30 protein-coding genes are annotated in these 23,155 nt (G+C 32.6%); 21 read left to right on the top strand and 9 right to left on the bottom strand.

Annotation, left to right across the window (positions count from 1 at the left end):
* The first annotated feature begins 55 nt into the window (after positions 1-55).
* Positions 56-283, top strand: coding sequence for a hypothetical protein (locus JNUCC51_RS02270; RefSeq protein ID WP_049666076.1), 228 nt, complete (start codon positions 56-58; stop codon positions 281-283).
* A 306-nt stretch (positions 284-589) separates the two neighbouring features.
* Here the strand turns inward: JNUCC51_RS02270 and JNUCC51_RS02265 are convergent, their stop codons facing one another.
* Entirely contained in the window at positions 590-709 is a 120-nt protein-coding gene (locus tag JNUCC51_RS02265; RefSeq protein WP_337990641.1) for a YjcZ family sporulation protein, read from the bottom strand.
* A gap of 566 nt (positions 710-1,275) precedes the next feature.
* Between JNUCC51_RS02265 and JNUCC51_RS02260 the strand changes: the two genes are divergently transcribed.
* The 3 genes from JNUCC51_RS02260 to JNUCC51_RS02250 all read left to right on the top strand — a co-directional run bounded on the left by JNUCC51_RS02260 (position 1,276) and on the right by JNUCC51_RS02250 (position 2,753).
* Positions 1,276-1,572: a YfzA family protein gene (locus JNUCC51_RS02260; protein WP_337990640.1), complete on the top strand. Its 297-nt coding sequence runs from the start codon at positions 1,276-1,278 to the stop codon at positions 1,570-1,572.
* Positions 1,573-1,721: 149 nt separating this feature from the next.
* On the top strand, positions 1,722-2,102 hold the full coding sequence (locus tag JNUCC51_RS02255) for a VOC family protein (RefSeq protein WP_337990639.1): 381 nt from the start codon (positions 1,722-1,724) through the stop codon (positions 2,100-2,102).
* 162 nt (positions 2,103-2,264) lie between these two features.
* The gene (locus JNUCC51_RS02250) at positions 2,265-2,753 is read left to right on the top strand and encodes a hypothetical protein (RefSeq protein ID WP_337990638.1); all 489 of its coding nucleotides are present in this window, start codon (positions 2,265-2,267) and stop codon (positions 2,751-2,753) included.
* Positions 2,754-2,852: 99 nt separating this feature from the next.
* Here JNUCC51_RS02250 and JNUCC51_RS02245 read toward each other — a convergent pair whose 3' ends face one another.
* From JNUCC51_RS02245 to JNUCC51_RS02235, 3 genes are all read right to left on the bottom strand, one after another.
* Positions 2,853-3,098 (bottom strand): YkuS family protein, encoded by a 246-nt coding sequence (locus JNUCC51_RS02245; RefSeq protein WP_337990637.1) that lies wholly within the window; start codon positions 3,096-3,098, stop codon positions 2,853-2,855.
* A gap of 575 nt (positions 3,099-3,673) precedes the next feature.
* Positions 3,674-3,985 carry an RNHCP domain-containing protein gene (locus JNUCC51_RS02240; RefSeq protein WP_337990636.1) on the bottom strand — a complete coding sequence of 104 codons (312 nt, stop codon included), beginning with the start codon at positions 3,983-3,985 and terminating at the stop codon, positions 3,674-3,676.
* A 476-nt stretch (positions 3,986-4,461) separates the two neighbouring features.
* Positions 4,462-5,610, bottom strand: coding sequence for a hypothetical protein (locus JNUCC51_RS02235; RefSeq protein WP_337990635.1), 1,149 nt, complete (start codon positions 5,608-5,610; stop codon positions 4,462-4,464).
* Positions 5,611-5,851: 241 nt separating this feature from the next.
* Between JNUCC51_RS02235 and JNUCC51_RS02230 the strand changes: the two genes are divergently transcribed.
* Both JNUCC51_RS02230 and JNUCC51_RS02225 read left to right on the top strand, forming a co-directional pair.
* The gene (locus tag JNUCC51_RS02230; protein WP_337990634.1) at positions 5,852-6,040 is read left to right on the top strand and encodes a transmembrane Fragile-X-F protein; all 189 of its coding nucleotides are present in this window, start codon (positions 5,852-5,854) and stop codon (positions 6,038-6,040) included.
* 216 nt (positions 6,041-6,256) lie between these two features.
* A complete protein-coding gene (locus tag JNUCC51_RS02225) occupies positions 6,257-6,907 on the top strand; it encodes a DUF4085 family protein (protein WP_337990633.1) in 651 nt (216 codons plus the stop codon).
* Between the two features lie 199 nt (positions 6,908-7,106).
* Here JNUCC51_RS02225 and JNUCC51_RS02220 read toward each other — a convergent pair whose 3' ends face one another.
* Complete coding sequence (locus tag JNUCC51_RS02220) at positions 7,107-7,682, bottom strand: LOG family protein (protein WP_337990632.1); 576 nt, start codon at positions 7,680-7,682, stop codon at positions 7,107-7,109.
* Positions 7,683-7,825: 143 nt separating this feature from the next.
* Between JNUCC51_RS02220 and JNUCC51_RS02215 the strand changes: the two genes are divergently transcribed.
* From JNUCC51_RS02215 to JNUCC51_RS02205, 3 genes are all read left to right on the top strand, one after another.
* Positions 7,826-8,143 (top strand): MazG nucleotide pyrophosphohydrolase domain-containing protein, encoded by a 318-nt coding sequence (locus tag JNUCC51_RS02215; protein WP_337992176.1) that lies wholly within the window; start codon positions 7,826-7,828, stop codon positions 8,141-8,143.
* 22 nt (positions 8,144-8,165) lie between these two features.
* Positions 8,166-8,609: a GNAT family N-acetyltransferase gene (locus JNUCC51_RS02210; RefSeq protein WP_337990631.1), complete on the top strand. Its 444-nt coding sequence runs from the start codon at positions 8,166-8,168 to the stop codon at positions 8,607-8,609.
* A 257-nt stretch (positions 8,610-8,866) separates the two neighbouring features.
* Entirely contained in the window at positions 8,867-9,373 is a 507-nt protein-coding gene (locus JNUCC51_RS02205) for a hypothetical protein (protein WP_337990630.1), read from the top strand.
* Positions 9,374-9,453: 80 nt separating this feature from the next.
* Here the strand turns inward: JNUCC51_RS02205 and JNUCC51_RS02200 are convergent, their stop codons facing one another.
* Entirely contained in the window at positions 9,454-10,626 is a 1,173-nt protein-coding gene (locus tag JNUCC51_RS02200; protein ID WP_337990629.1) for a multidrug effflux MFS transporter, read from the bottom strand.
* Positions 10,627-11,055: 429 nt separating this feature from the next.
* Between JNUCC51_RS02200 and JNUCC51_RS02195 the strand changes: the two genes are divergently transcribed.
* The 6 genes from JNUCC51_RS02195 (at position 11,056) to JNUCC51_RS02170 (ending at position 14,137) form a co-directional block, all read left to right on the top strand.
* Complete coding sequence (locus JNUCC51_RS02195; RefSeq protein ID WP_337990628.1) at positions 11,056-11,919, top strand: GNAT family N-acetyltransferase; 864 nt, start codon at positions 11,056-11,058, stop codon at positions 11,917-11,919.
* A gap of 107 nt (positions 11,920-12,026) precedes the next feature.
* The gene (locus JNUCC51_RS02190) at positions 12,027-12,557 is read left to right on the top strand and encodes a GNAT family N-acetyltransferase (RefSeq protein ID WP_337990627.1); all 531 of its coding nucleotides are present in this window, start codon (positions 12,027-12,029) and stop codon (positions 12,555-12,557) included.
* Between the two features lie 179 nt (positions 12,558-12,736).
* Positions 12,737-12,952, top strand: coding sequence for a hypothetical protein (locus tag JNUCC51_RS02185; RefSeq protein ID WP_100541764.1), 216 nt, complete (start codon positions 12,737-12,739; stop codon positions 12,950-12,952).
* Between the two features lie 345 nt (positions 12,953-13,297).
* Positions 13,298-13,684, top strand: a complete 387-nt coding sequence (locus tag JNUCC51_RS02180) for a DUF2178 domain-containing protein (RefSeq protein ID WP_337990626.1) — start codon at positions 13,298-13,300, stop codon at positions 13,682-13,684.
* Positions 13,685-13,702: 18 nt separating this feature from the next.
* Positions 13,703-13,906, top strand: coding sequence for a helix-turn-helix transcriptional regulator (locus tag JNUCC51_RS02175; RefSeq protein WP_049666047.1), 204 nt, complete (start codon positions 13,703-13,705; stop codon positions 13,904-13,906).
* 15 nt (positions 13,907-13,921) lie between these two features.
* Positions 13,922-14,137, top strand: a complete 216-nt coding sequence (locus JNUCC51_RS02170; RefSeq protein ID WP_337990625.1) for a hypothetical protein — start codon at positions 13,922-13,924, stop codon at positions 14,135-14,137.
* A 99-nt stretch (positions 14,138-14,236) separates the two neighbouring features.
* On the opposite strand, the gene JNUCC51_RS02165 is transcribed toward JNUCC51_RS02170, so the two are convergent.
* Together JNUCC51_RS02165 and JNUCC51_RS02160 are read right to left on the bottom strand one after the other, a co-directional pair.
* Positions 14,237-14,641 carry a hypothetical protein gene (locus JNUCC51_RS02165; RefSeq protein ID WP_337990624.1) on the bottom strand — a complete coding sequence of 135 codons (405 nt, stop codon included), beginning with the start codon at positions 14,639-14,641 and terminating at the stop codon, positions 14,237-14,239.
* 820 nt (positions 14,642-15,461) lie between these two features.
* Entirely contained in the window at positions 15,462-16,607 is a 1,146-nt protein-coding gene (locus tag JNUCC51_RS02160) for a YhgE/Pip domain-containing protein (RefSeq protein WP_337990623.1), read from the bottom strand.
* A gap of 154 nt (positions 16,608-16,761) precedes the next feature.
* On the opposite strand from JNUCC51_RS02160, the gene JNUCC51_RS02155 reads away from it, so the two are divergent.
* A complete protein-coding gene (locus tag JNUCC51_RS02155; protein WP_337990622.1) occupies positions 16,762-17,382 on the top strand; it encodes a TetR/AcrR family transcriptional regulator in 621 nt (206 codons plus the stop codon).
* 183 nt (positions 17,383-17,565) lie between these two features.
* Positions 17,566-18,342, top strand: a complete 777-nt coding sequence (locus tag JNUCC51_RS02150; RefSeq protein ID WP_337990621.1) for a class I SAM-dependent methyltransferase — start codon at positions 17,566-17,568, stop codon at positions 18,340-18,342.
* Positions 18,343-18,433: 91 nt separating this feature from the next.
* Here the strand turns inward: JNUCC51_RS02150 and JNUCC51_RS02145 are convergent, their stop codons facing one another.
* Positions 18,434-18,829 (bottom strand): glucosamine 6-phosphate synthetase, encoded by a 396-nt coding sequence (locus JNUCC51_RS02145; RefSeq protein WP_337990620.1) that lies wholly within the window; start codon positions 18,827-18,829, stop codon positions 18,434-18,436.
* Positions 18,830-19,126: 297 nt separating this feature from the next.
* Here JNUCC51_RS02145 and JNUCC51_RS02140 point away from each other — a divergent pair, with 297 nt between their 5' ends.
* From JNUCC51_RS02140 to JNUCC51_RS02125, 4 genes are all read left to right on the top strand, one after another.
* Positions 19,127-19,738 carry an undecaprenyl-diphosphatase gene (locus JNUCC51_RS02140; protein ID WP_337990619.1) on the top strand — a complete coding sequence of 204 codons (612 nt, stop codon included), beginning with the start codon at positions 19,127-19,129 and terminating at the stop codon, positions 19,736-19,738.
* A gap of 740 nt (positions 19,739-20,478) precedes the next feature.
* The gene (locus tag JNUCC51_RS02135) at positions 20,479-21,267 is read left to right on the top strand and encodes a DeoR/GlpR family DNA-binding transcription regulator (protein ID WP_337990618.1); all 789 of its coding nucleotides are present in this window, start codon (positions 20,479-20,481) and stop codon (positions 21,265-21,267) included.
* Positions 21,268-21,444: 177 nt separating this feature from the next.
* Complete coding sequence (locus tag JNUCC51_RS02130) at positions 21,445-22,311, top strand: carbohydrate ABC transporter permease (RefSeq protein ID WP_337990617.1); 867 nt, start codon at positions 21,445-21,447, stop codon at positions 22,309-22,311.
* A gap of 3 nt (positions 22,312-22,314) precedes the next feature.
* Entirely contained in the window at positions 22,315-23,142 is an 828-nt protein-coding gene (locus JNUCC51_RS02125; protein ID WP_337990616.1) for a carbohydrate ABC transporter permease, read from the top strand.
* The last annotated feature ends 13 nt before the right edge of the window (positions 23,143-23,155 follow it).

Here is a 23,155-nt window from a genome sequence, read left to right as displayed (position 1 = left end):
CTCATATTTCTTGTCATTACAATCCATTATATAGATAGATGGGAGGTGTTGACTTATGGAGTATGAATATACAGTGAAGTTTTACTTTGACGAAGGTCGTGAAGAAGAACATAAAATCAAGAGCAATATTGAACAAGAAACATTTACAGAAGAAATTTCTAATGAGTTCAATGAAAAATCTTGGTATTCATTTACTGAGACGGAAAATTTCAAAACAATATTAATTAGTACTTGGGGTGTTTACAAGGTTGAAGTAGAAAAAAATGTTTTAGAATTTGATTAATCTTATGTATGAAGTCATATCTTTTAACAAGGTGTGGCTTTTTATTATGTTTTGAAAGGATGAAAAAACTATGACTTTTAATTTACAAATTCTTTAATCCTTCGTAAGGTGAAGAACCCTTTCAAACAATTTTAATATTGGATTATTATCAATTGAACAAGCATTTTGGCATTCCATATTAAAAGGGTCACCGAAGGATAGCGACCCTTAGCAAAGAAATAGAGGTATATGGAATTTTTTTTATGAACATTAGAGGTTTTAAAGTCTAAATGTTATGAATTAAATAGCTATGATTTTTGTAAAATATTAATAACTATTAAAGAGGAAAGCAGCTCCGATAATAATTAGAAGAATGAATAGAACTACAAGTAGCGCAAATGCTGTACCGTAGCCAGAACCCCCGTAACCACCACAATTTTTAGACATAATAAAATTCCTCCTTTCTTTAATTTATAATATGTTTAGTTTTCAACAGGGATTGCGATATCTGTCATAGGATTCCTTAGAAAAAGGTTTAAAACAGCTATAAAAATGTTGGGCGTTAGCTAACTCATATCCAGTTGAGTATGGCTTTTTAATGTGTGCCAGGTATGCCTTAGGATGAAGTACCGAACTACAATGATAGAAGTACTGGTGTGATAGGATAAGGTTTCATTACAAAACAACATCCTTTCTTTAGAAGGGCATATCAAATAGATGAGACGAAACGATGGTGTGAAAATACGAAGTAAGCAGAATTTTACTTCTGAATGAATGAGAAGGACCGGACATTTCAAAGAGAAAATCCCTTACATTACAGTTTTCAATGAAGAACACTGAAAATCCAAGATGGAACTACCCGGTAGAGATAGTGATGAATCCCTTGAGAGTCGGATGGAATTATTTTAAGTAGTTTTTAATGTAAAACAGACAGTGCTGTTTAATTTTGGTACATATCCCTTGATTTTACTTAAATCTATAAATAGTATTTAATGGGGGAGGGAGGTGATTACATGGCTAAAAAACAAAAACATATTCCATTTTTGAAAAGACCTTGGGTATCTTCAATTGGTGTATTTATATTGTCGCAGATAATCTTTATTACATTTGAAGTAACAGGGTGGATACCAAATTATCGAGATTTTGGTGGAACGTTATTTGGCAGAATTACGGAATCTTCTATTTTCAATTGGTTTACTTTTTACGAAACACAACATTTTAATTTACTTACTATCTTTTTTGGTATCGTATTTCTCGTGCCTGGAATATTAGGTGCGATTAAAAACGTTTTTTCACCAAGATCTACATAAGTAAAAACTATAAAAGACTGTTGTCGAGTACTAAATACGATACTTTAATTAAAAACAATAGGTCACTGTATGAAATAATAAATTGAAAAGGATTTAACAAAAAGTTGTCAAATATAGTTAATAAAAAAAGTATAAGGAGAATAAATTTTATGACTAAACAACTTTTAAAGGGGATGGAAGGTGTTTTTATTCCTGTTAAAGACCCAAAAATTTCAGCCGATTGGTATGCAGAAATACTCGGTTTTGAATTAATTTACATTGAAGAAGAGTCTGCTGTAATGAAGATTGCTGAACATTCTCAAACAGTAGTATGTTTGGTTAGAACTTTAAATCATAAGCCAATGGAGTTTCCGAATAATAATTTTGGTGTGGGAAAATATTATAATTTCATTCCAAATAATGATATTGAAGAAACCTATAAATTTCTAACCGAAAAGAATGTAAAGGTAAACACTATTCATGGAGAGGGTTCTTCGAAATTCTTTACCTTTTATGATCCGGATGGTAATCCTTTAGGTGTTTGCCAATAGAATATAAATATAGACCACTTCAGGATGAACTGCGCCCAATTGTTAGTCACACCATATAACAATTGGAGGTGCAGTTTTTTTGCGACTAATTTATGAGAAAAAAGGGTAATAAAGAAAATACATTGATAAGTTGATAAACCTAACGAACCATGAAATTTGATAATGAAAAGAAATTTAGTTATGGCGATATTAAAAGATTGCTCTAGTAAACCTAGTTGTGAACTTGAACTAAATATCAAATTTGTTAATGAAGAAAGTATAGAATTTCGCATTGATCTCCGCTCCGGTCCTGCATTTCCAGAGGTGCATATGGATATCGCTTGTTTACGGAGGGACTTCTTAAAGTTATTAGATGATCTACAGCATATTGATAATATCCATCTAAGCATGCTAGAGTTTCTTGACCCAGGATTGTGTATATACCATATTCCTGAATATGGTACCTATCATTTCCCTGGTTATGGTTTTTTTCAAATGACTGAACAGGAAAGACAAGAAAATGAGCCTCGTATTAAATTAATTTTTGTATTAGATGCCGGTGAGAAAAATCAATCAGCTGCAACGGGATGTGGACCTGCATTATGTATCGTAAAAATGGACCAAATTAAGGAATTTGTAGAAACTTTAATAGTGGATGTTAATCAGTATTGAGGTTTTTAGTATATTTCTCATATTCGTTTTCGCTTTATTTAATATTAAAAGGTGCTGCTCCATAGTCAAAAAACTATAGCGACAGCACCAAGTCATTTATTAGTGGAAATATTTATCGACACGTTGAATTACTTCGTCAGCAGAAAGACCATCAGCGTCAATAACAGGTCCTGCCATGACAGGATCGCTAATTCCCATAATATCTCTGTCTTGCCCAGTGATTACACAGGCATCACATTTTTTTGCATCTTCTTCAGTACGAAGTTGAATAACTTCATAACCTTTTGCCTTTAAAGCGTCTTCAACGTTTGTTAATGATTGTTCCACACCAATTATTCTAGACATTATTCTTCCACCTCCTATATGTAATGTGTCATATAGGATTGCTAATTATGCACTTAATTCATTTTTTTGTTATACAATGGCGAGAAATTGAGTAAAATGCATTTTCTATTTGAGAAAAATTATATTGATGATCATATATGCTGAATAGGTGAGAATTGAATGGGGAGACTAAAAATAAAAATAATTAGTATGTTTTACATTTGTATGTACGTATATGCTAATGCTGGACCCCAAAAGCCTGTTGTATTTCGGAAGGCCAAGAGGTACCATTTGTAAAAAGTACATATTGTTGGGGAAATATTATAAATTTCCACCACCAGAAATTATAGCTAATAAAAAGATTGTTCCGTATTCAGTTTCACCTCAAAGTGAAATTAAAATCAATTTAAGCAACAACCTATTGATGGGATAAATGTTAGAAGAAAAGGTGAGTAGTGATGAGATTGAGCTAGTATTTCCGGAAGATGGGACAAAAGAGATTCTTCTTATATTTGCTATAGAGGTAAAATGAAAAAAGATTGATAAAAGACACATTGTTAATTTCCAATGTGTCTTTAAATAATATGAACACTTAACTAAACTATTGATTGCATATATTGGATGATTTGATCCTCTTGAATGGAATCAGTAGCCACTTTATTTCGACTAATCTTTTGACATTTTGTACATTGATGGATAAGTTGAAAACCCTTTTTTCCAGTATAATCGACTCCAATTGGTCTCATCAAACCTTTACAAGTACTCGCTCTGTCTCCTGGAACATTATCCATATGTTTTGAAAATAAACAATTTGGACAATGATTTCTGAAACTTCCATTTGTTAATGGTTCAACCATAATACCGCAATTTTCACATTGAAATGCTGTATTCTCATTTTTTCTACTCAATTGCTCTTCCTCCAAAATGTTATTTCAACATTGAAGGAAGGGTTCCGTTTTCTTTTTCTGCAATAGCAGTATCAGGCTTTTATAGGGAATGTCCGAATTCACCGTCTTGCTCTTCAAAACGATTACTTCTAGTTCCTGCTTCACAAAGACATATTTCATCCTTTGATCCGGACCACGATTGATTTTATGCTTTTGTGTCAACCACTGTAAGACGGACTGCTCCATCTTCCACTAGTAGGTGTTCTCCTATAATCACTGGCTTCGGCATTCGTCCCCTAACGAGCAATTGTTTTGAATAGATCAAACGTCAATCTATCACCCCTTTTTAAATGGAATTTATTTCAATCATATAAAGGATAACAAATATATCGAAATATTTAAATAGTCTGTACTTGGTGAACGAAGCTAACTTTTAATCTAAAAAGGGAATCCCAACAGTCATATTAATGATTGTTGAGACGCCCCGATTCTTTTACTTATTGTGAAAGGAAATCTTGGCCGTTAATTGTTACTTTAGAAGCAGAGATTAGGATTTCGTTATATTCATCAAAATATGGATTTAAAATAGTGTTGAATGCTTCCCATTTCTCTTCAATTTTTGCTTGTTCTTCTTTTTTATCTAGCTTTAAGATTTCTTCATAAAGCTGTTTTAATTGCTTGCTATCCTCTTCACTGACTTCGAATTCATAGTCAGCCATGTATTCTTCAAATGTTTGAGGCTTTATGAACTGATCAATGATGTCATAGAATTCCTCGTATAGTTTTTCTTGCAAGTCATAATTGTCATCTTTATCTGCTTTTTGGATATCCTTATAAATAGTTTTTAGTTTTGCTAAAGTTTCAGCAGGGATATCTACTAAGTTGAAGCCTTCCATATATTCTTCAAATGTTTGAGCTGGATGAAGTTGTTCAAAATATGGATCGAGAATTTCGTAAAATTCATTCATTTTTTCTGTAGCCTTTTCGTCGTGACCATCTTTTTCAAGTTTTACCCATTCTTCATAAATAGCTTTAAGCTGGTTTTTATCATTTTCTGCAATAATTATATTTTTCTCACTAAATCCAAATTCCTCTATATATTCTTCGAACGTTTGAGGCTGCCAATTAGCTAATATATATGGTTTTATAATTTTATACATATCTTCATGAACTTTTTTGATTTCTTCAAATTTCTTGTCAAACTCTTCATCTGTCATTTCACGTGACAATTCTTTTTGCAACTTCTTCACTTCATTAAACATTTTTTCTAATTTTGTTAACTCTTCATTTGTTACTTCTTTAGGCAATGATTTTTTATAAATCTCGAAAGTGTAAAAGTCTATATAATCCTCTACTACACCACCTTCAACTGTTATTTCCTGTCCTTCTACTAATTTCATTTGTTCTAGTTGTTCTTCAGAAAATTTATAAAAACTGATATAGTAGTTTTTACCATCTCTACCTTTTAAGTCAACCCCGGATTCGCCAATGAATTTAATCGTTCCTGTAATTTGTTGTTCGATTTGAACAGTAACACCATTTGCTGGTTCTACTGAAGTAGCTCCTGCTTGTAGGGGCGTTAGAACAGCCATTCCTATTGTTAGTGCTGAAGCAATCATCCAAGATTTTTTAATTGGTTTTTTCATAGTCATATCTCCCTTTTTTTACTTTGGAACTCTCTGTTTCCAATATTTAGACGAATTACCAGATAAAAAGGTTCGCCATTTTTGAAAAAGTTAAAAGGTTTTAAAAGTTCGTGTAAAGTGTTTAAATAGTTGTATAACAATGAAGTTTGAGGGGACAAGTTTAGGGGTAAAGACTTCAGAAGAATTAATGACAATAAACTAAATTTGGTATGACGATAATCTGGTGTCTGGTGGTGTGAATATGGGAATTGCTGAAGTATTAACGATTGTCTTTGTAGTATTAAAGCTAACGAATGTTATCGCGTGGTCTTGGTGGTTAGTGCTTTTACCAGCGATCATATCCTTTAGCATTTACGCAATAATTTTGGTGATAAAGTTAGTAATGGTTATGATTGCGGTAGTGGCAGTGAAAAATCGTAAAGAGATGTAGAATGGAGATTTATAGAAAGGGGATGCATACTAATAATGCGAGTGGTGATTTTCGATTTAGATGGAACATTGTTAGATCTTGATAGTTCAGTTCTTTCATTTATAGAACAGCAATACGAGCGATTAATTTAAAGACAACTATGATGGATAATTATGGATATTAATAGAAGGATAAAGATTAGTAAGAAATGTACTTTAACGAACGGGGGATTATTTATTGAAATTTTTCACTCAAAATTGGTATCGAGAAATGCAAGTCTATGGTTTTTTAACCTTTCCTGACTCTAAAGAAGATTGGGAAGAACGTTTAAACTGGAAAAACGAAGATGGTACGAGCTATATTGAAATTTTACAAGCAGAGTTGGAATGGCGAAAAGTTGATTTATTAACATTTCTTCCAGCACCATTTCATCCATATATTTTAGATGGCTCTCTAAAAACAGAATATCCATCTAAAAAATTACGAAAAATGGCTGAAGAGTGGAATGAAAATTATCAAAGTCGTAGTCACGATATACGTAAACAGTATATGGAACAATTTGAGGAAATAAAAGAGAAGCTCCCATCTCAGGTTCTTGAAATACATACAAAATCATTGCACGATGGAGAAATATTAACTATCACTACATCTGAATCTACAATTACGCTCATTATAGCTGGAACAGGTGTAGATTGGTATGACACAATTGTAAAACTAACTTTTAGTGATATAGAGAAATGTTCGATTCCAGAACAATTAGAAAGTTCTTGGTGGTTATATGATGAAATCTATAAAACTGAAACAGGGTTTGAATTACGAGTATTATTAGAGAATCCACTTTCTGAATTAATGATACAGGCTAGGGAGTTAAAGATTGAGACACTATAAAAATAGAATGTGCAGGAAGAAAATACATAAGTAACGGAAGCATTTTTTACCAATAGTTACACGCTTTGCCTAAGAGTCATACTTTATTTAATCTGATACTTAATCTTATTGATTTAAAAACAACATGGAAAAACAGCTGAATTCATAGTTTTCAGCTGTTTTTCGGTATGTAAGAGTGAAGAATTTTTATTTCCTAAATTTATTTATTAGTTTGATATGTTTTAACTGCAGGAGGTACATAGGCAGCACATTTATCTAATATTCCAACAACATCTTCATCTACAAGTAGTGCATTTCGAGATTGGGCTTGTAAAAATTGCTCGTTTTGCATATGGTCAAATAACTCTATGAGTAAATCATAATAATGATTGATATTTAATATGCCACAAGGCTTTTGGAGAAGGCCGATTTGATTCCAAGTGAAAACTTCAAAAAATTCTTCTAACGTACCAGGTCCTCCAGGTAAAGCAATAAAGCCATCAGCTAGTTCCATCATTTTGCTTTTGCGTTCATGCATAGAATTGACGACAATTAGCTCTGTTAAATGCTTATGAGAAATTTCACGTTCCTCTAACAATGTTGGAATAACGCCAATCACCTTACCACCTTCACTAAGAACCGTGTCTGCAACTGTTCCCATCACACCTACACTGGCTCCGCCATAAATTAAGGTAATATTACGTTTTGCTAATTCTTTTCCTAGAAGAATAGCTCCTTCTTTATATGCCTCAGAAGCACCGATGCTCGATCCACAAAATACTGCAATACTATTCATCATTGTTCCTCCATATCTGATAAGTTTCTTTCCGGATTAACGGGCAGTGAACTTTAAACGGGAGATGAAAAAACCCCGCTGATTCACGTTTCACTTTTATAGTATAATTTAATTTTAAGAGGAAAGAAATGGAGGAAATAGAAATGGAATTAAATGAGTTTCAAAAATGGTTGAAAGATTACTATGATACACGTGGTTGGTCTGATTTAAGTATTTTTACGCGTATTGGCTTTTTAGCTGAAGAAACTGGGGAAGTAGCAAGAGCTATACGAGCTTTAGAAATTGGTAGAGATAGACCAGATGAAAAGATTCAAACATACGAAGAAAATAAGCAGGAATTAGTAGAGGAGCTTGGAGATGTTTTAGGGAATATTATTGTTATCGCTAATAAATATGATATTTCACTAGAAGAAATTTTTACTGCTCATCAGGAAAAACTAATGGAGCGTTATAAAGCATAGAAATACATAAAGGGGGATTCATATGGATTATCAAGTAGAAGTTTTATTAGAAAAACACGATGACTTTACTACGTTTTTAAACACAAAGATTAGAGAGTATAACGATGAACATTCACCATACCATAAAAATACTCGACAAAAAGGTTCTGTTCGTCCGTTAAACTTAATCGTAACCGATCATCAACAACAATGGATTGGTGGTATCACTGCTGAGGTTTATTGGGGTTGGGTAGAAATCAATAAGTTTTGGTTTAGTAAAGAATATCGTGGAAAAGGTATTGGTGGAAAGTTACTAGCGAAAGCTGAAGAAGCAGCCATGCAAATGGGTGCTACGAAAGCATTGTTAACTACATATGAATTCCAAGCACGTACGTTTTATGAGGCTAGGGGTTATCAAGTTGTAGGTGAAATAAAAGATTATCCCCCTGGAAGTTGCTATTATACTATGGTAAAACATCTAATTTAAGTTTAGAAAGGCTGTCTGTTGAGCTCTTTGTGACAGCCTTCTGTTAAATCCTTATTTATCTTCAGATCGCGACAAACCTAATTCAATAAGTTTCTCCAAGTTCCTTCAACCACACCAGACTTGCTAACCTCATTTACAAAAGGTTTAACGCCAATTTCTATAGGTTCGTAATCAGAACATTATTTTAAAAATATATGGCTGAAAGATGACTAAAAAAACTCCCTAATGTCAAACTTATAATAAAGGGGAGATTTAGTGTGTACTCGTTATCAAACTTTAAATTACTTGTTGATAAGCAGGCAGAAATTGATACCATTCATCAAAATTGTGATAATTTAATACAGTCAACTGTAACGCCTAAAATGGATGCGGAAGTCAATACATTGTTAGATGCCATTAATAAAAAACTAACCGAACAGGGCTTTACTATTACGGTGACATCAACTGGGTTGATCGCACAATATAGTGAAGCTGTTATTAACGTTGATAAGCATTCAAAAAGTTTAGAGGAGTGCTTTTTCATAAATTTAAATAATTTTGCGGAAGATCAAGTTTCCATTATTTTAGACGTTTCCGATGCAATGATGCCGAAAATCTCTAATAATCTTGACGGTTACACGGAGATAATCGAGCAAATGACAGATACTTTAAAGTACGCAAAAAGTCTCGAAAAAGCTTGTACTGAACCAAAATTTATTTATAGAACTCAAAGCAATATCGTTTTTCATTCAGCTGAGGAAGTAGTCAATTATTATTTTCAGTAAAGAAGCAGCCACCCTACTAGATATATAGGGTGGCCGATAAAGGAAGTGCTATTGATTATATATATTCCCGCTACAATATTTTACACAATAAACTTTCTTCCGAATAATAACAGTATCATCGATAAGATGAAAAAATATAGTGGCATAATCATCAATGAACCATTATGCAGGAAACTCATACCAGATGTTATTATGCTTACGAGTAAGTAATAGCCTAAACTGAAAATTGCGCCAGCTGTCCCGATAACGTCCTGAAAGTTGACAAGTGCAAGGCTTAAGCAATTAGGTAGAGCAATTCCTGATCCTAATAAGGTAATAAAAATTGATACTAAAATGCCCATTAGTAAGACGATATTAGACAATGGTAATGTACTAACAATTAGTAATAATAAAGCTCCGACAGTCATCACAAGACTACCTAGATGGATCACTTTTTCTGGTCGATATTTGTTGACTAGTCTTTTGGAAATCATGGCACCAATAATAGAGGCAAGGGCCACAATTATACCAAGAAATCCATAAAGTCCAGGTGATAAATTGAAATGATCAATAAAGATAAAAGGAGCTTCTGCATAGTAACTGAATAACACACCATTTATCCCACCAATTAGCAATCCAAATACAAGAACCCTTGGTGAGGAAATAATACGTTTGACAACTGGGAAAATAGCAATTCTTTTTCTCGTTGTTTTATCTGTTGTTTCAGGAAGTCTGAAATAAGCGTAGATAAACAACAAAATACTCATCGCAACGAGCACAAAGAAAACAGCTCTAAATCCAAGTGCTTGATCGACCCAGCCACCAATCAAAGGCCCTACTGCAGGGGTAAAGGCAATCACCGCAGAAATTTGTGCAAACATAGCATGTCTCTTACTGCCAGATACGCTTTCTCGCAAAATGGTTTGCGTTATGATCGAGCCTGTCGCCGCCCCAAAAGCTTGTATAAATCTACTAACTAATAGAAATGTAATAGTTTCAGCGTAAAAACACATGAAACTGCCTATACTATAAAAAATTAAACCGCCTAGCATGGCCGGTCTTCGTCCAATAAAATCAGAAATCCATCCCCAACAAAAGACACCAATTGCAAACCCTATAAAATAAATACTTAAGGTTAGCTGTACAGAGCGATTTGAAGCATTTAATGCCTCTGAAAGATCAGGTAGAGATGGTGAATAGATTGACTCACTAATCTGTGGAAAAGCTACAAGAACAATCATTAATAATAAAGATGGTGCTACATGTTTTTTCAACTTATTGCCCTCCTACAAGCAAAATCTACTTCTTTAGAAAAGAGTAGACGTAGCTAGGGAAACGGCGGGACCATAATAAGTATTCGTTCATAAGATGTCATTTTTAATCACCTAAATATGCTTAAAGTAGGAGTGCATAGTCTAGCTTCTATTATAATGATATTTGCTATTTTTAAAAGGAGAATTTAGAAATATTTTCAATAATTATCATTATTTACATCATAACGTGGGGGTGGTTTCCGTTCCTGATAGACGCTCTCGCTCAGATAAAATATTGATACGTTAGCACTTAACTTATTAAATTGCTCTCTTTTAAAAAAAGTCACTACAAAATTCAAAATATAAATCTAAATTTTATAAAAATTTACTTGTATATAATAGCATACACATATAAAATAGAAACAAATGTTCCGGAAAAGGAGGGAAAGAATGACTACATTTAATCAATTACAGCTAGTATTATTCGATGCAAATGATATTCCAGGATTAATTGATCTTTCTGACTCTGTCGGGTGGGATTACGATGAATCTGAAATTCAAACAGTGATGATGTCGGGCAAAGTATTTGGGCATAAAAATGCTAAGGGGGAAATTGTTTCAAGTGCTGCCATTATCACATATGATACAAATTTAGCATCAATAGGTATGGTCATTGTGCATGAAAATTACAGAGGCCTTGGACTCGGGAAATTAGCTACTCAAAAATGTATTGAAAGTGTTTCAGAACATACAGCAATTATGCTCGTCGCAACAAAAGACGGTGAACCGTTATATAAGAAAATGGGCTTTACCACTGTTGATTATGTACATAAATATCTGACTGAAAACTATATCGGTGCCCATAACTTAGCTTCTAATGAGTATATTATTGAAGACTTTAATGAGAATGATTTCGCTGAAATTGTCAGCCTAGATGTAGCTGCCTTTGGAGACAACAGAAGTAATTTTCTACGAAATAGGATAAAGCAATCTAAGCGTAGTGTCGTTGTAAGAGACCATTATGCAAATATTATTGGCTTTGGGTTGTCTGTTTTAGGTCCAATTAATCTAATTTTAGGCCCAATCATAGCACCTGATTCTAAAACAGCCAGTCTTATAATTAATACTCTAGCGAAAAACCATCATGGAAAATTAAGAATTGATGTACCATCTGGTCATGCTGAATTTATAAAATGGATAGAGCGAAGCGGCTTTATAGAGGCAAATAGACCTCCTATTATGATTCTTCACGCTGAAAAAATGCCAACTAGAAATAATACGCTATTTGCGATAGCTGCACAAATTTTTGGTTGAAATTACATAAACAAAATGGGCACACTTTCTATTTGTTGTGCTTTTTTTGTTTTTAAAGGATTTTACTGGAAGTGTGGAGAATAGATGATATTAAAGGGGGAGAATCAATGTTTCCTAATTTAGAGACAGAAAGACTTATTTTAAGAGAGCTGACGCAGGAGGATGCTGAAAGTGTCTTTAATTGCTTTTCTAATGAAGAAGTAACTCGCTATTATGGACTAGAGCCATTTAAAGAGATACAGCAAGCAGAAAATCTAGTTATATTGTTTTCAAATAACTTTGCTGGAAAAAGAGGAGTAAGATGGGGTATTGAAAGAAAAGAAACAAAGGGAATAATCGGGACAATTGGTTTTAACCTATGGTCGCCTAACCATAGACGAGCAGAAATTGGTTATGAAATACATCCTGATTATTGGAGAAAAGGATATACTCAAGAAGCGGTTACCGAAATCGTGTCGTATGGCTTTGAGCATATGGGGCTCACTCGTATTGGTGCTGTTGTATTTACAGAAAATGAAGCCTCAAATAAGCTACTAACTAAAATTGGCTTTCAACAGGAAGGAATTCTTCGAGATTATATGTATCAAAATGGCCAGGCACATGATACATTTGTCTATTCCATCTTAAAAAATAGATAAACTCAACATTATTTCTCGTATGCTAATGATATATATTTTTTATCATTGGTGTATACCTTTTATTAGATAATAAATGATAACTAAGTCATGGTTTTGTTCTCGCTTTTTTCGGTTATATTGCTAGTAAAGGCTAGGGTTTTTATTAGTGATGAAAAAGTAACAGTAAGGGGCTTTGTGAAATGGGAATACAATATAGCACAGCTTATTTTGAAAAGTTGGATCTACTTGAAATTCTATATGCGGGGCAGGCAGCGTTAAAAAAAACTCTACCAACGCACAGCGTTAGTAAAAGTCAGTTAGAACGCTTTGAACAAATAGAAGCGGCCATTGCAAAGCTAAACAAGGAAATTAGAATCCTTGAGCTAAACATTATCCAGTCCGTAGATTCAAAATAAAATAATAAAATTAACTCATGCAAAAAATAATTATTTGCATGAGTTTTTTGTTGGCTTCGAGTTACAACAATAATATCAAGTGTAAGATACAAGATGTATTTGGTACTTTTTTGTTTATACGCGTGCTTTAATTTACATTCAAAAACGTTGAAAACTAAACGTTATTTTCTCCTTTTGACGTTAGTTGTTAGACAAGATGTGAGGTAGAATTATTAATTTTTTTAGAGTTTTTAATAAAATATTCATAATTTGGTAAATATTTAACTTGCAATTATTTTAAGTAGACGCTAATATGAAGTTAACTTCATATGAAGTAAACTTCACATTCAAGAGGAGAGTATTGTATTGAAACGAAAGTTATTTCAAAGATTATTAACAGCATTCCTTGCAATAATTTTAGGTGTTATTAGTCTTTTGATGAATCCAACAGAAAAAATGACGGCCATCTATCTTTTCGTTGTTGGTATTATTATTTTGATTGTATCGATTACAATCTATTTAAGAAAATCAGAAAATGAGGATGATTTATCGAAAGAATATGATGAAAGAGATGCTCTAATTGAAGGACAAGCTTCCAATATAACTATGCAATGTATTACTTCATTAATAATAGTATTGCTGTTTTTGAGTAATTTTATTGTATTGTCTGTAAAAGCAGTTCTTTTACTATTAATACTCGCTCTTTTCATTCTATATACTGTAAGCAAGTTTTTCTATGAACGAGTCCTTTAATTTTAAAGGAGAATGAATATGGAAAATATAGTACGAGATTTAAGAAAGCAGCACAATTTAACTCAGCAAGAATTGGCTGATCGTGTAAGTGTATCGTCAAGAACGATTATTTCACTTGAGAATCAGAAGTATAATCCTTCTGTAATACTTGCTTATAAAATTGCATCGATTTTTAATAAATCGATAGAGGAAGTTTTTATTTTTGATGAAAATGACAAATAAGGAGATTATTTAAGTATGTTAGGTTTAGTAAGTATTTTTATTATTTTTGGGATTGTTTTAACTGCATGGGGAATTTATCGAATGAAAACAGATGATGGTATCTTTGGGAAGAGCCAAAAAAGCAAAAATATTTTTAATCTGTTATTAATGGGGGAAGCATCAGGGATCGGACAATTTTTAGGTGGAATTGTTTGTGTAATTATAGGGATTGCTTATTTATTGTTCGGGTAATTCAAAAGCTACCAACCGTTTATTCTTATACAATTAAGCAAAAAACCAGGACTCACTTAATTCGAGTACCTGGTTATTTTGTGCTTATTTTTAGAAAATCTATATTTTGTATAAAGCTCTTGAGCTATTCTGTTTCGACTTTTCATTCAAATTACGATTGAATAGTGAAAATGCTGCTAAAAATGCCATAGTAATGTTTATTACAAGGGCAACAATATTTAAAAAGTCATTTGTTGGCATGATCACAATAATTAATGATGTTACAGCAACAAATAATGGAATTATTTTATTTATCTTCGGGACTAGTTGTAACTTGTGAAAATGTCTAAAAATAAAATAAATACATATTAAGATTGGTGCTGTAAGGAATACCCCTAAATATCCTATTGCATCTTCAATAAACCAAGGGAAAAAGCGCATTCGTGAAGTAAAAATAAAAAGATTTAAAATGATAGAACCTACTAATAGGCTGTTAATTATTATGATTTTCTTGTTATTCTCCATTTTATTACTCCTAAATTGATTATTTATTTGTTATTCGTGAAAAATGACTCATGAATTATTCCTCTTAAACGTCATTAGCAACGATAGTCGTTCGTATTAAATACGAATAAGCTGACTATTTTGTTTTAAACAAAACTTTCTTTTTCCTGATACCTTTTCCCTCCTAATGTTTTTTCTTTTGGAGTATTCATACTTTCGTGAGCTAGTATTGCATTCGTCCAATGAAAGATTTAATAGAAATCGCTTAATTCAATAACCATTCTTATGACTATCAGTTACTTATAGTGTAATTTTACACTATAAGTAACCTTATTGTAAATAGATTTATGTCGGTAAATAGTTACATTTAAAATGATTGTTTATGGTAGAAGGGGGTTATGTATACGTAAGTTAAAAGGGGATTGCTACCATATAAGAGCCTTTTTCTTTGAGCGTTTTCCAAAATTAAAGGAACAAGAAATTAACCGCAGACATAGTAGTGTATAGGATGAAAAGCTATGGGAATAAGAGATGTGTATGGACAGAAAGAGCAATAATTAAAAGATTTTCGGGAAAGAACATAGAAAATATTTTGCAGTGAAATGAAAAGGGAATTTATCAAATGTAAAGAGGAACTATACGTTAGTTGAATGATTCTGTCCATCAGCCCAGTCTTTCTAAACGTCGATTCGAAAAAATAGCTCTCGTTAGCCTTTTCTAACGAGAGCTATTATTATTTTTTGTGGCACACGTTAACCCTTTTTGATGAGCTTCATTTTATAATGGGTACCTAATTTTCTTCTTTCTGCAATACGATTGACCTTAAACTTCTACTTCTTCATCATTCATAACCTTCTGCTAAATTATCCTCTTTATAGGAGCTACGTTTTATTACAGTTAGAAGTAATACTACAATACTTACAACAGCAATCCAGCATAATAATACAGCAGCTGTGTTCCAAAGTTCTCCACTGAAGAAAAGTATCTCCTTTAATCCTTCAAACATAAAGCGGAATGGTAACCATGGATAGACCCAATCAGCGTAAAAACTAGGTAACATTTCTGGTGCGATTTGTAGAAGCGGTAAACCAAAGAACATTAATAGAATGAAAATTGGTAAAGCTGCGTATTTAATCCATGTAGTTATGGCTAGTATTAATAATATAAAGGTTGCGCAAGTCAGTGATAAAAATAGAGCAACATAGTTAAAATCTGCAAACTCATAATCTAGCATCCATGTGGAGTACCAAGTTAATAAATATCCTCCAAATAAACCAATGATCATGGCAATCAAAGCTTGGAATCCTCGGAATTTTAATTGCTCCAATACAGAATTAAATTTGCGATTTCTTCCTGTAAACCATAAAAGAATAGCACTGATTAGACTACTCATCCAAATAGGCTGGAAGAATGAAAGTGGTGCATTGCTTAATTTACCAGTTTCATGTACATTAACTATTTCACTCTGGATAGGCGTAAAATAAGTGCGTGCTTGATTAGCATTTAACGGAATATTATTTTTTTCAGTAACAGCTAATAATTGGGCACTGACATTGTCATTCATTTTTTCAACCATCGTAGATAAAGCTTGTGTAACCATAGTTGCAACGTTTGCATTTTTCCCTTGGTTTATATAAATTTTTAACATTGCTGATGTAGGTGTTGGTGTTTGGAATGAAGCATACTTTTCAGAAAAATCTTTAGGGATATAAATAGCTCCATACAATTCTTGATTTGCTAATTTTTCTTTCATTTCTTGTTCATTTTTTAATACAACCCATTTAAAGGGCGCTTCCTTTGTTACTTGTGAATTTTTTTGTATCATCTCGACAAAAGTTTTCCCCATGTTGCCTTCATCCTCGAGAACTAGACCTATGGGAAGATCTTTAGGTGATGAATGGGCTCCAGGAATTTGTGTTGCTACAAAAATGAAGGATAATAAGAGTACAGCAACAAAAGTTATACAAAAAAACTTATTTTCTTTCATCATAATTCTCCTTTCAGATAATGTACATCGTGTTGATTATTTCTTAGCTTGATTATATACTCTAAAAAAATCACTTCCTATAATCAAAAGCAGCAAAAGTGTTCAATACTCAACATATAAAAAAATGTGTTCATTAAAAGGGAGGAATGACTCCATGTCAAAAACCGATCGACGAATTATACGAACGAAGAATGAAATTAAACAAGCATTTTTCTCTTTGCTTTCTGAAAAGAACTTTGAAGCCATTACGGTTCGAGATATTACTGAGCTTGCCAATATTAATCGAGGAACTTTTTATCTACACTACGTGGATAAATACAATTTATTAGAACAGTACGAGAACGAAATTTTTGAAAAGTTCAACGCAATTTTAGATGCAACTACAAATTTAGATTTAGATATCAATCAGTTTAAACAAGAGCGATTGCCTGTAATGATCCAAATTTTACAGGTGTTTTATGAAGAAGCTGATTTCTTAAAATTAATATTAGGTCCAAATGGTGATCCATATTTCCATGAGAAAATGAGACAATTTTTTGTGAGATACTTCAATGCTTATCTAGGAAATCGCACAGATAAAAGCAAATGGAAGTTTCCGATTGAATTAACATTAGCGTATAACTCAAATGCAATTTTGGGAGTTATTACGTACTGGCTACAACACGAAATGCAACAATCACCAGAGGAAATCGCCACGATGTTGATAGAAACAATCTTAAAAGGAACTTTTGAAGCTAGTGGATTACGTTCAATTTTTGAAAAAGATAGTGAGTAGGAGAGATAATAACTCATTTGAAAACTTAACGATATTTTTCTATATCATTACTATTCATCTATAAGGATAACTTATGGGAATTAATAATTAACATTGATTTTACTTATGTATACAAAGATTGTAAAATAATGTTAGCAAGAATATCCATAAATGGTATTATAAAAACAGAAAAGAGTGATGAAGATGGGCATTGATTTTCACAATAAGGACAATCAAACTATTTATACAACTCGACAGGCTGACCACTCATGGATGGAAGCAATGAAAGATCTGGTCCCTATCATGAATATTTCAAAGGCTACAGATATTGGCTGTGGCGGAGGAATTTATTCGAAAGCATTAGCAGATATGGGCGTATCTTCTGTAATAGGAGTGGATTTTTCACAGACTATGCTCGTTGGGGCAAAAGAAAATTGTAAAGACTATCATAATATTACTTTCAAGCAAGGAAATGCATTCGCTACAGGCTTAGACAATGACAGCTTCCAGTTAGTATTGGAAAGAGCTTTAATACATCATATCCAGGATTTAAAGGCTTGTTTTCAAGAGGCATATAGAATTTTGGAGGATAAAGGGGTTTACATTATCCAGGATCGTACACCTGAAGATTGTTTATTAAAAGGTGATGACTACCATATAAGAGGCTATTTCTTCGAACGTTTTCCAAAATTAAAGGAGCAAGAAATTAAACGTAGACATAGTAGTGAGCTAGTAGTTGAGACTCTTAAGGCAATTGGGTTTAGCGAGATTGAAGAAGTGAAATTATGGGAAACGAGAAGTGTTTATGAGCAGAAAGAGCAGTTGCTAAAAGATTTACGAGAAAGAACTGGTAGAAGTATTTTGCACGAGTTAGACGATGACGAATTAAATGAATTAGTGAATTATATTGATAAGTCCATTTCAACTGAGGGTTCTATAGTTGAAAAGGACAGATGGACCATTTGGAAAGCTGTGAAATGATTAATTTTTTATGAATGTTTTCAGCCTATATATCCGGCGATTTAATAAAATGAAGCTCTCATTCGCTTTTCAAACGAGAGCTTTTTTCTATTTATTTTACTAATGCGAGAAGGTATTTGTCTCGATCTGCTTCCTCTTGCATTTTATTATCTACCAGCATTGCACCGTTTCTAACATTTGTCATATCACGGTCAACTAAAAATTGAACATTCACTTTTTCGGTTTTATTATTAACAGGACAGTCTCCTTTAAATTCCACAACATCCTGTCCTTTTTGAGTTTCAAAATACACCCAATATGGATTTTGACAGGAGTTGGCAAAACCCGATTCTAAAGTTTTATTACTATTATCGAAAGAATAGTTTTTAACATATGTAATATATTCATTATCTGTAATGTCCTTTTGTGGACCATAAAAATACCAGAATACCCCTAAAATTCCGATTGGCACAATCCACAGTATATTCCTTTTGCTTAATTTCCCCATATTTGAAGCCCCCCTTTATAAAAATATTTTATCATCTTTATACTGATTTTTGCTAGCTTACAATAATATTTTCTAGTTTAGGATTTAATGTTGTATAAACTAGTTCGAGGGTGATGTGAATTTTTAACAGGTTCTTCTGTAGTTTGTTGATGAATTGTGTTTTTTTTTGTAAAAAAAAGAAACTATGTAGCTTTTGATGACGTCATGTATGAAAGGGTAAGCGGGTATTCAACTGGATATGCGCATGTTTGAAAAACATTAATTTACTCAGAAATTAAAAGCAAGGAGATTTACAAAATGAATTATGGAATATTTCAATGGATTAATGATCTAGCAGGTCGCTATCCTTTGCTGGATAAAGGGATGATTTTTATCACTGATAGCGTTCCTTATGTCGTAATCGTATTCATGTTATTTTTATGGTTTACTGCAAATAAAGAAAAAAGAACAGAAAAACAATATACTGCTATATACATTGTCTTTACATGTTTACTTGGATTGGGTCTAAACGCACTCATTCACGCTGTCTACTTTCATCCACGACCATTCATAACATATAATGTTCATCAGTTAGTACCACATGCCAATGATTCATCGTTTGTAAGTGATCATTCAGTATTAGTATTCTCTCTAGCATGGACGTTATTTTTACGAAAAGACTCATGGAAGAATCCAGTATTAGTATGGGCCATCTTAGTAGGTATTTCGCGTATCTTCGTTGGAGTACATTATCCAGCTGACGTAATTGGTGGGGCCCTTCTGTCATTAGGGGCAAGTTTTGTCATTATCAAGTTCTCCAAAAAATTGGAGCCAGTTGTACAAGTTCTATTCAATATCTATAACAAACTAACGAAACACATCCCTTTTTTAGCGAAATTCGCCCATAAAGATCTAAGTCAGGGGAATTAATAAAGTAAAGATGGAGAGTCGCATTTACATGTGGCTCTTTATTTTGTTTACTCTTTACTATGAATGCACCCTAATGGAATAACTAAAATTGATTTGATAATTAAAAATTTCTTCTTTACTTAAGCCCCATTACTTTAAGTGCGACTCTTCACAATCTGTATCAGCGGGGTCCAAACATCCGCTGAAAGATCTTAAAGCCTCCGGACGCAATTATGCAGAGGCATAATTGATTGTGCACTTGGTTAGGAAAGAACACTATAGTATTAGTTTGTAAATAAAATATAAAATAATGTAAATATGAAGGTTGAGAGGGTCGTATTTTTATGCGGCTCTTTTATTTAGTCAACTTTACATTTGAAAAGGTGAAGTTGATATGATTATTATATTAAGAGTAAGGGAGCAAGTTAATGAAGTAATAAAAGCGACCTTCATTACAGAATGCTAACTATTTTGATGTAGAGTTATCAAGATTCAGTTTAATTTAGTTCAAAAAAAGGGTGTCAACTTTCCTCAGATTTTACTTAAAGAAATAAATAGTAAACATATGCCTTTTGAAATGTAAATGGAGTGTTTAAAAAGTTAAGTGTTAATAGGAAAACTTCCATTTGCTTGGTAAATTAAATACAATATAACTAAGAATCAATACTGAAGTCTGTTCTTGATTGAAAAAAAGGTTAGTATAAGAGTACATATTTCGGTAAAGGTTAAAGTATATTTGTGGAATACAAAGAGGTGTTTTTATGAAATCTTATACACAATTTGAGCGAAGAAAATACATACTTGATGAACTAGATCAATACAATCGTGTGATGGTAAATGATTTGGCAAAAGTATTAAATGTTACGACAGAAACTATTCGAAGAGATTTAGATTTGTTGCACAAGGAAGGCAAGTTAACAAAAATACACGGTGGAGCTATTAAGAAAAACGATCAAACTGTTGAATTATTTTTTAATAAACGTCGCAATGAAAACATTGCTGAAAAACGTAAATTAGGAATGGCAGCAAGTAAACTGGTAGAGGATAATGATATTATTGCTATTGAAGTTGGAACAACTACGCTGCAAATTTTGGACTATATTTATGACAAAAGAAACATAACTATTTTAACAAACTCTATCCCTGCCGCTAATAAAATAATTGAGCTAAAGGAACAATATGATTCATTTGATTGCAAACTTATAGTCGTTGGTGGAATGCTAAATACAAATTCGTTAGCACTGTCTGGTGATATGACGTTGAACTTACTTGATCATTTTACGGTAAATAAATTATTTGCTTCTTGTGATGGAATCTCATTAGAAAAGGAATTAACATGCACGTATATTGAGGATGCTCAAATATTTAACCGCTTAAAGAATAATGCAAGACAAGTTGTCATGATGGTAGATGAATCTAAATTCAACTTAACGAAATTTTATAAAAGTGGGAGTTTTGATGATGTCGATATATTATTTACGAATGCTAAACTTGATTCAGAATGGCACAATGCTTTAACAGCAAAAGGTGTAGAAACAATAATCGTATAGAAGAAAAACTGATAAAAAACTATTTCTCAATGAAAACGAGAAATAGTTTTTTTGTTCCAATATATTGGTTTTTTGTTGTTTTACTTTGTTTATATGTTTGTTTTACAACTTGTTAATAAAAATACAACATCATATTAATAATTGAGCTTTACAATGTGAAACAGGAGGTGACACTGAATGCAAATAAAATTTTCAAAAGCTGCGTTCTTTTTATTACCGGTTGGAATACCTCTTATACTCTTTTGGATTATTCCGAATTTGTTTAGTTTAGGTATTAGTTTTACAGACTGGGATTTTATGACAAATGATTTTAATTTTGTTGGTTTAGATAACTATATAAATTTGTTTACTCAGTCATCTTTTAGGCAGGCATTGCTAAACACTCTTTATTTTGGATTTGGGACAGTTATTCCAACAATTGTACTAGGATTAGTTTTTGCTTTGTTCTTTAGAAAAAATTTCAGAGGCTCTGCCATTTACAAATTGATGATTTTTTCACCATGGGTAACACCAACAGTAGCTGTATCGATGGTATGGTCACTTCTATATGAACCGGAATTAGGTGTTATTAATAAGGTGCTAGGTTTAGTAGGGATACCTGGATTGGATTGGCTTAAGAGCAGTGATACCGCAATGCTAGCAGTTATTATTGTAACGGTTTGGAAGCTAGTTGGATGGACAATGATTTTCTATATTGGAGCGTTAGAGAAAGTACCTGATAGCTTATATGAAGCGGCAAGTATTGATGGAGCTAATGCTTGGCAGAAGTTTCGACATGTAACACTCCCGATGGTTTCACCAACAACTTTTTTCTTAATTGTTGTGAATACGATCGTATCGCTGCAAGCATATGATCAAATTAAAATCTTAACACAAGGTGGACCGAGTGGTTCGACAAGAACATTACTCTATTTATTCTTCCAACAAGCATTTGAACAATTTGATATGGGATCCGCGACAGCCATCGCATTTATCATATTAATTATTACAATCCTATTATCGTTTATAAACAAGATAATAGGTGACAAGTGGGTGAATTATTAAATCATGAGTAATCATAAAAAGACATCGAAAATTTTAAAGCATCTCTTTTTAGCTTTATCGAGTATCTTATTTGTCTTTCCTTTTATTTGGATGATCCTAAGTTCATTTAAAACATCTAGTGAAGTACTACAAGGTGGTTTTTGGCCAAAAGAATTTCATTGGGAAAATTATCAAGAAGTATTAGGAGTCATTCCTTTTCACACGTATATATTTAACAGTTTCTATACTTCATTGATTATTACAATCTATGTTCTTATTTCGTCAGCACTCTTTGCTTATATGTTGGCATTTTATAAGTTTAAAGGGAAAGAATTAACGTTTGGCGTTGTTATGGCAACATATATGATTCCGGGCGCTGTATCGTATGTTCCTGTGTATATGATGTTAGCAAAAATGGGAATGTTAAATACTCATTTTGGATACATTATTTCTTTATCAGTTAGTGTATTTGGGATTTTTTATTTTAGACAAGCGTTCCTTAAAGTTGGTCATGAAATTGTAGAAGCGGCCAAGATAGATGGAGCAAGTGATTGGAAGATTCTTTGGAAGATTATCTTCCCGATGACACGATCATCATTTGTGACACTAGGTTTAGTGACATTTATCGAAAACTACAATAACTATATTTGGCCAGCGCTAGTATTAAAAGATAATGATAAAAAATTAATTACTAACGGTATTGCTGATTTTTTCATTAATAGCTCATTAGGTAGGGATTGGTCACACATTATGGTTGCAAGTACAATCGCTACAGTCCCACTCTTACTTGTATTTTTAGTTTTACAAAAATGGTTTCTCTCAGGTGTTTCTGATTCTGGAATAAAGGGTTAACTAATTTTAAAGG

Origin of the sequence: Lysinibacillus sp. JNUCC 51 (assembly GCF_015999525.1) — a bacterium.
Classification (GTDB): Bacteria; Bacillota; Bacilli; order Bacillales_A; family Planococcaceae; genus Lysinibacillus; species Lysinibacillus xylanilyticus.
Note: the sequence above shows the minus strand (reverse complement) of the source record. Positions and strands in the feature narration are given on the sequence as shown.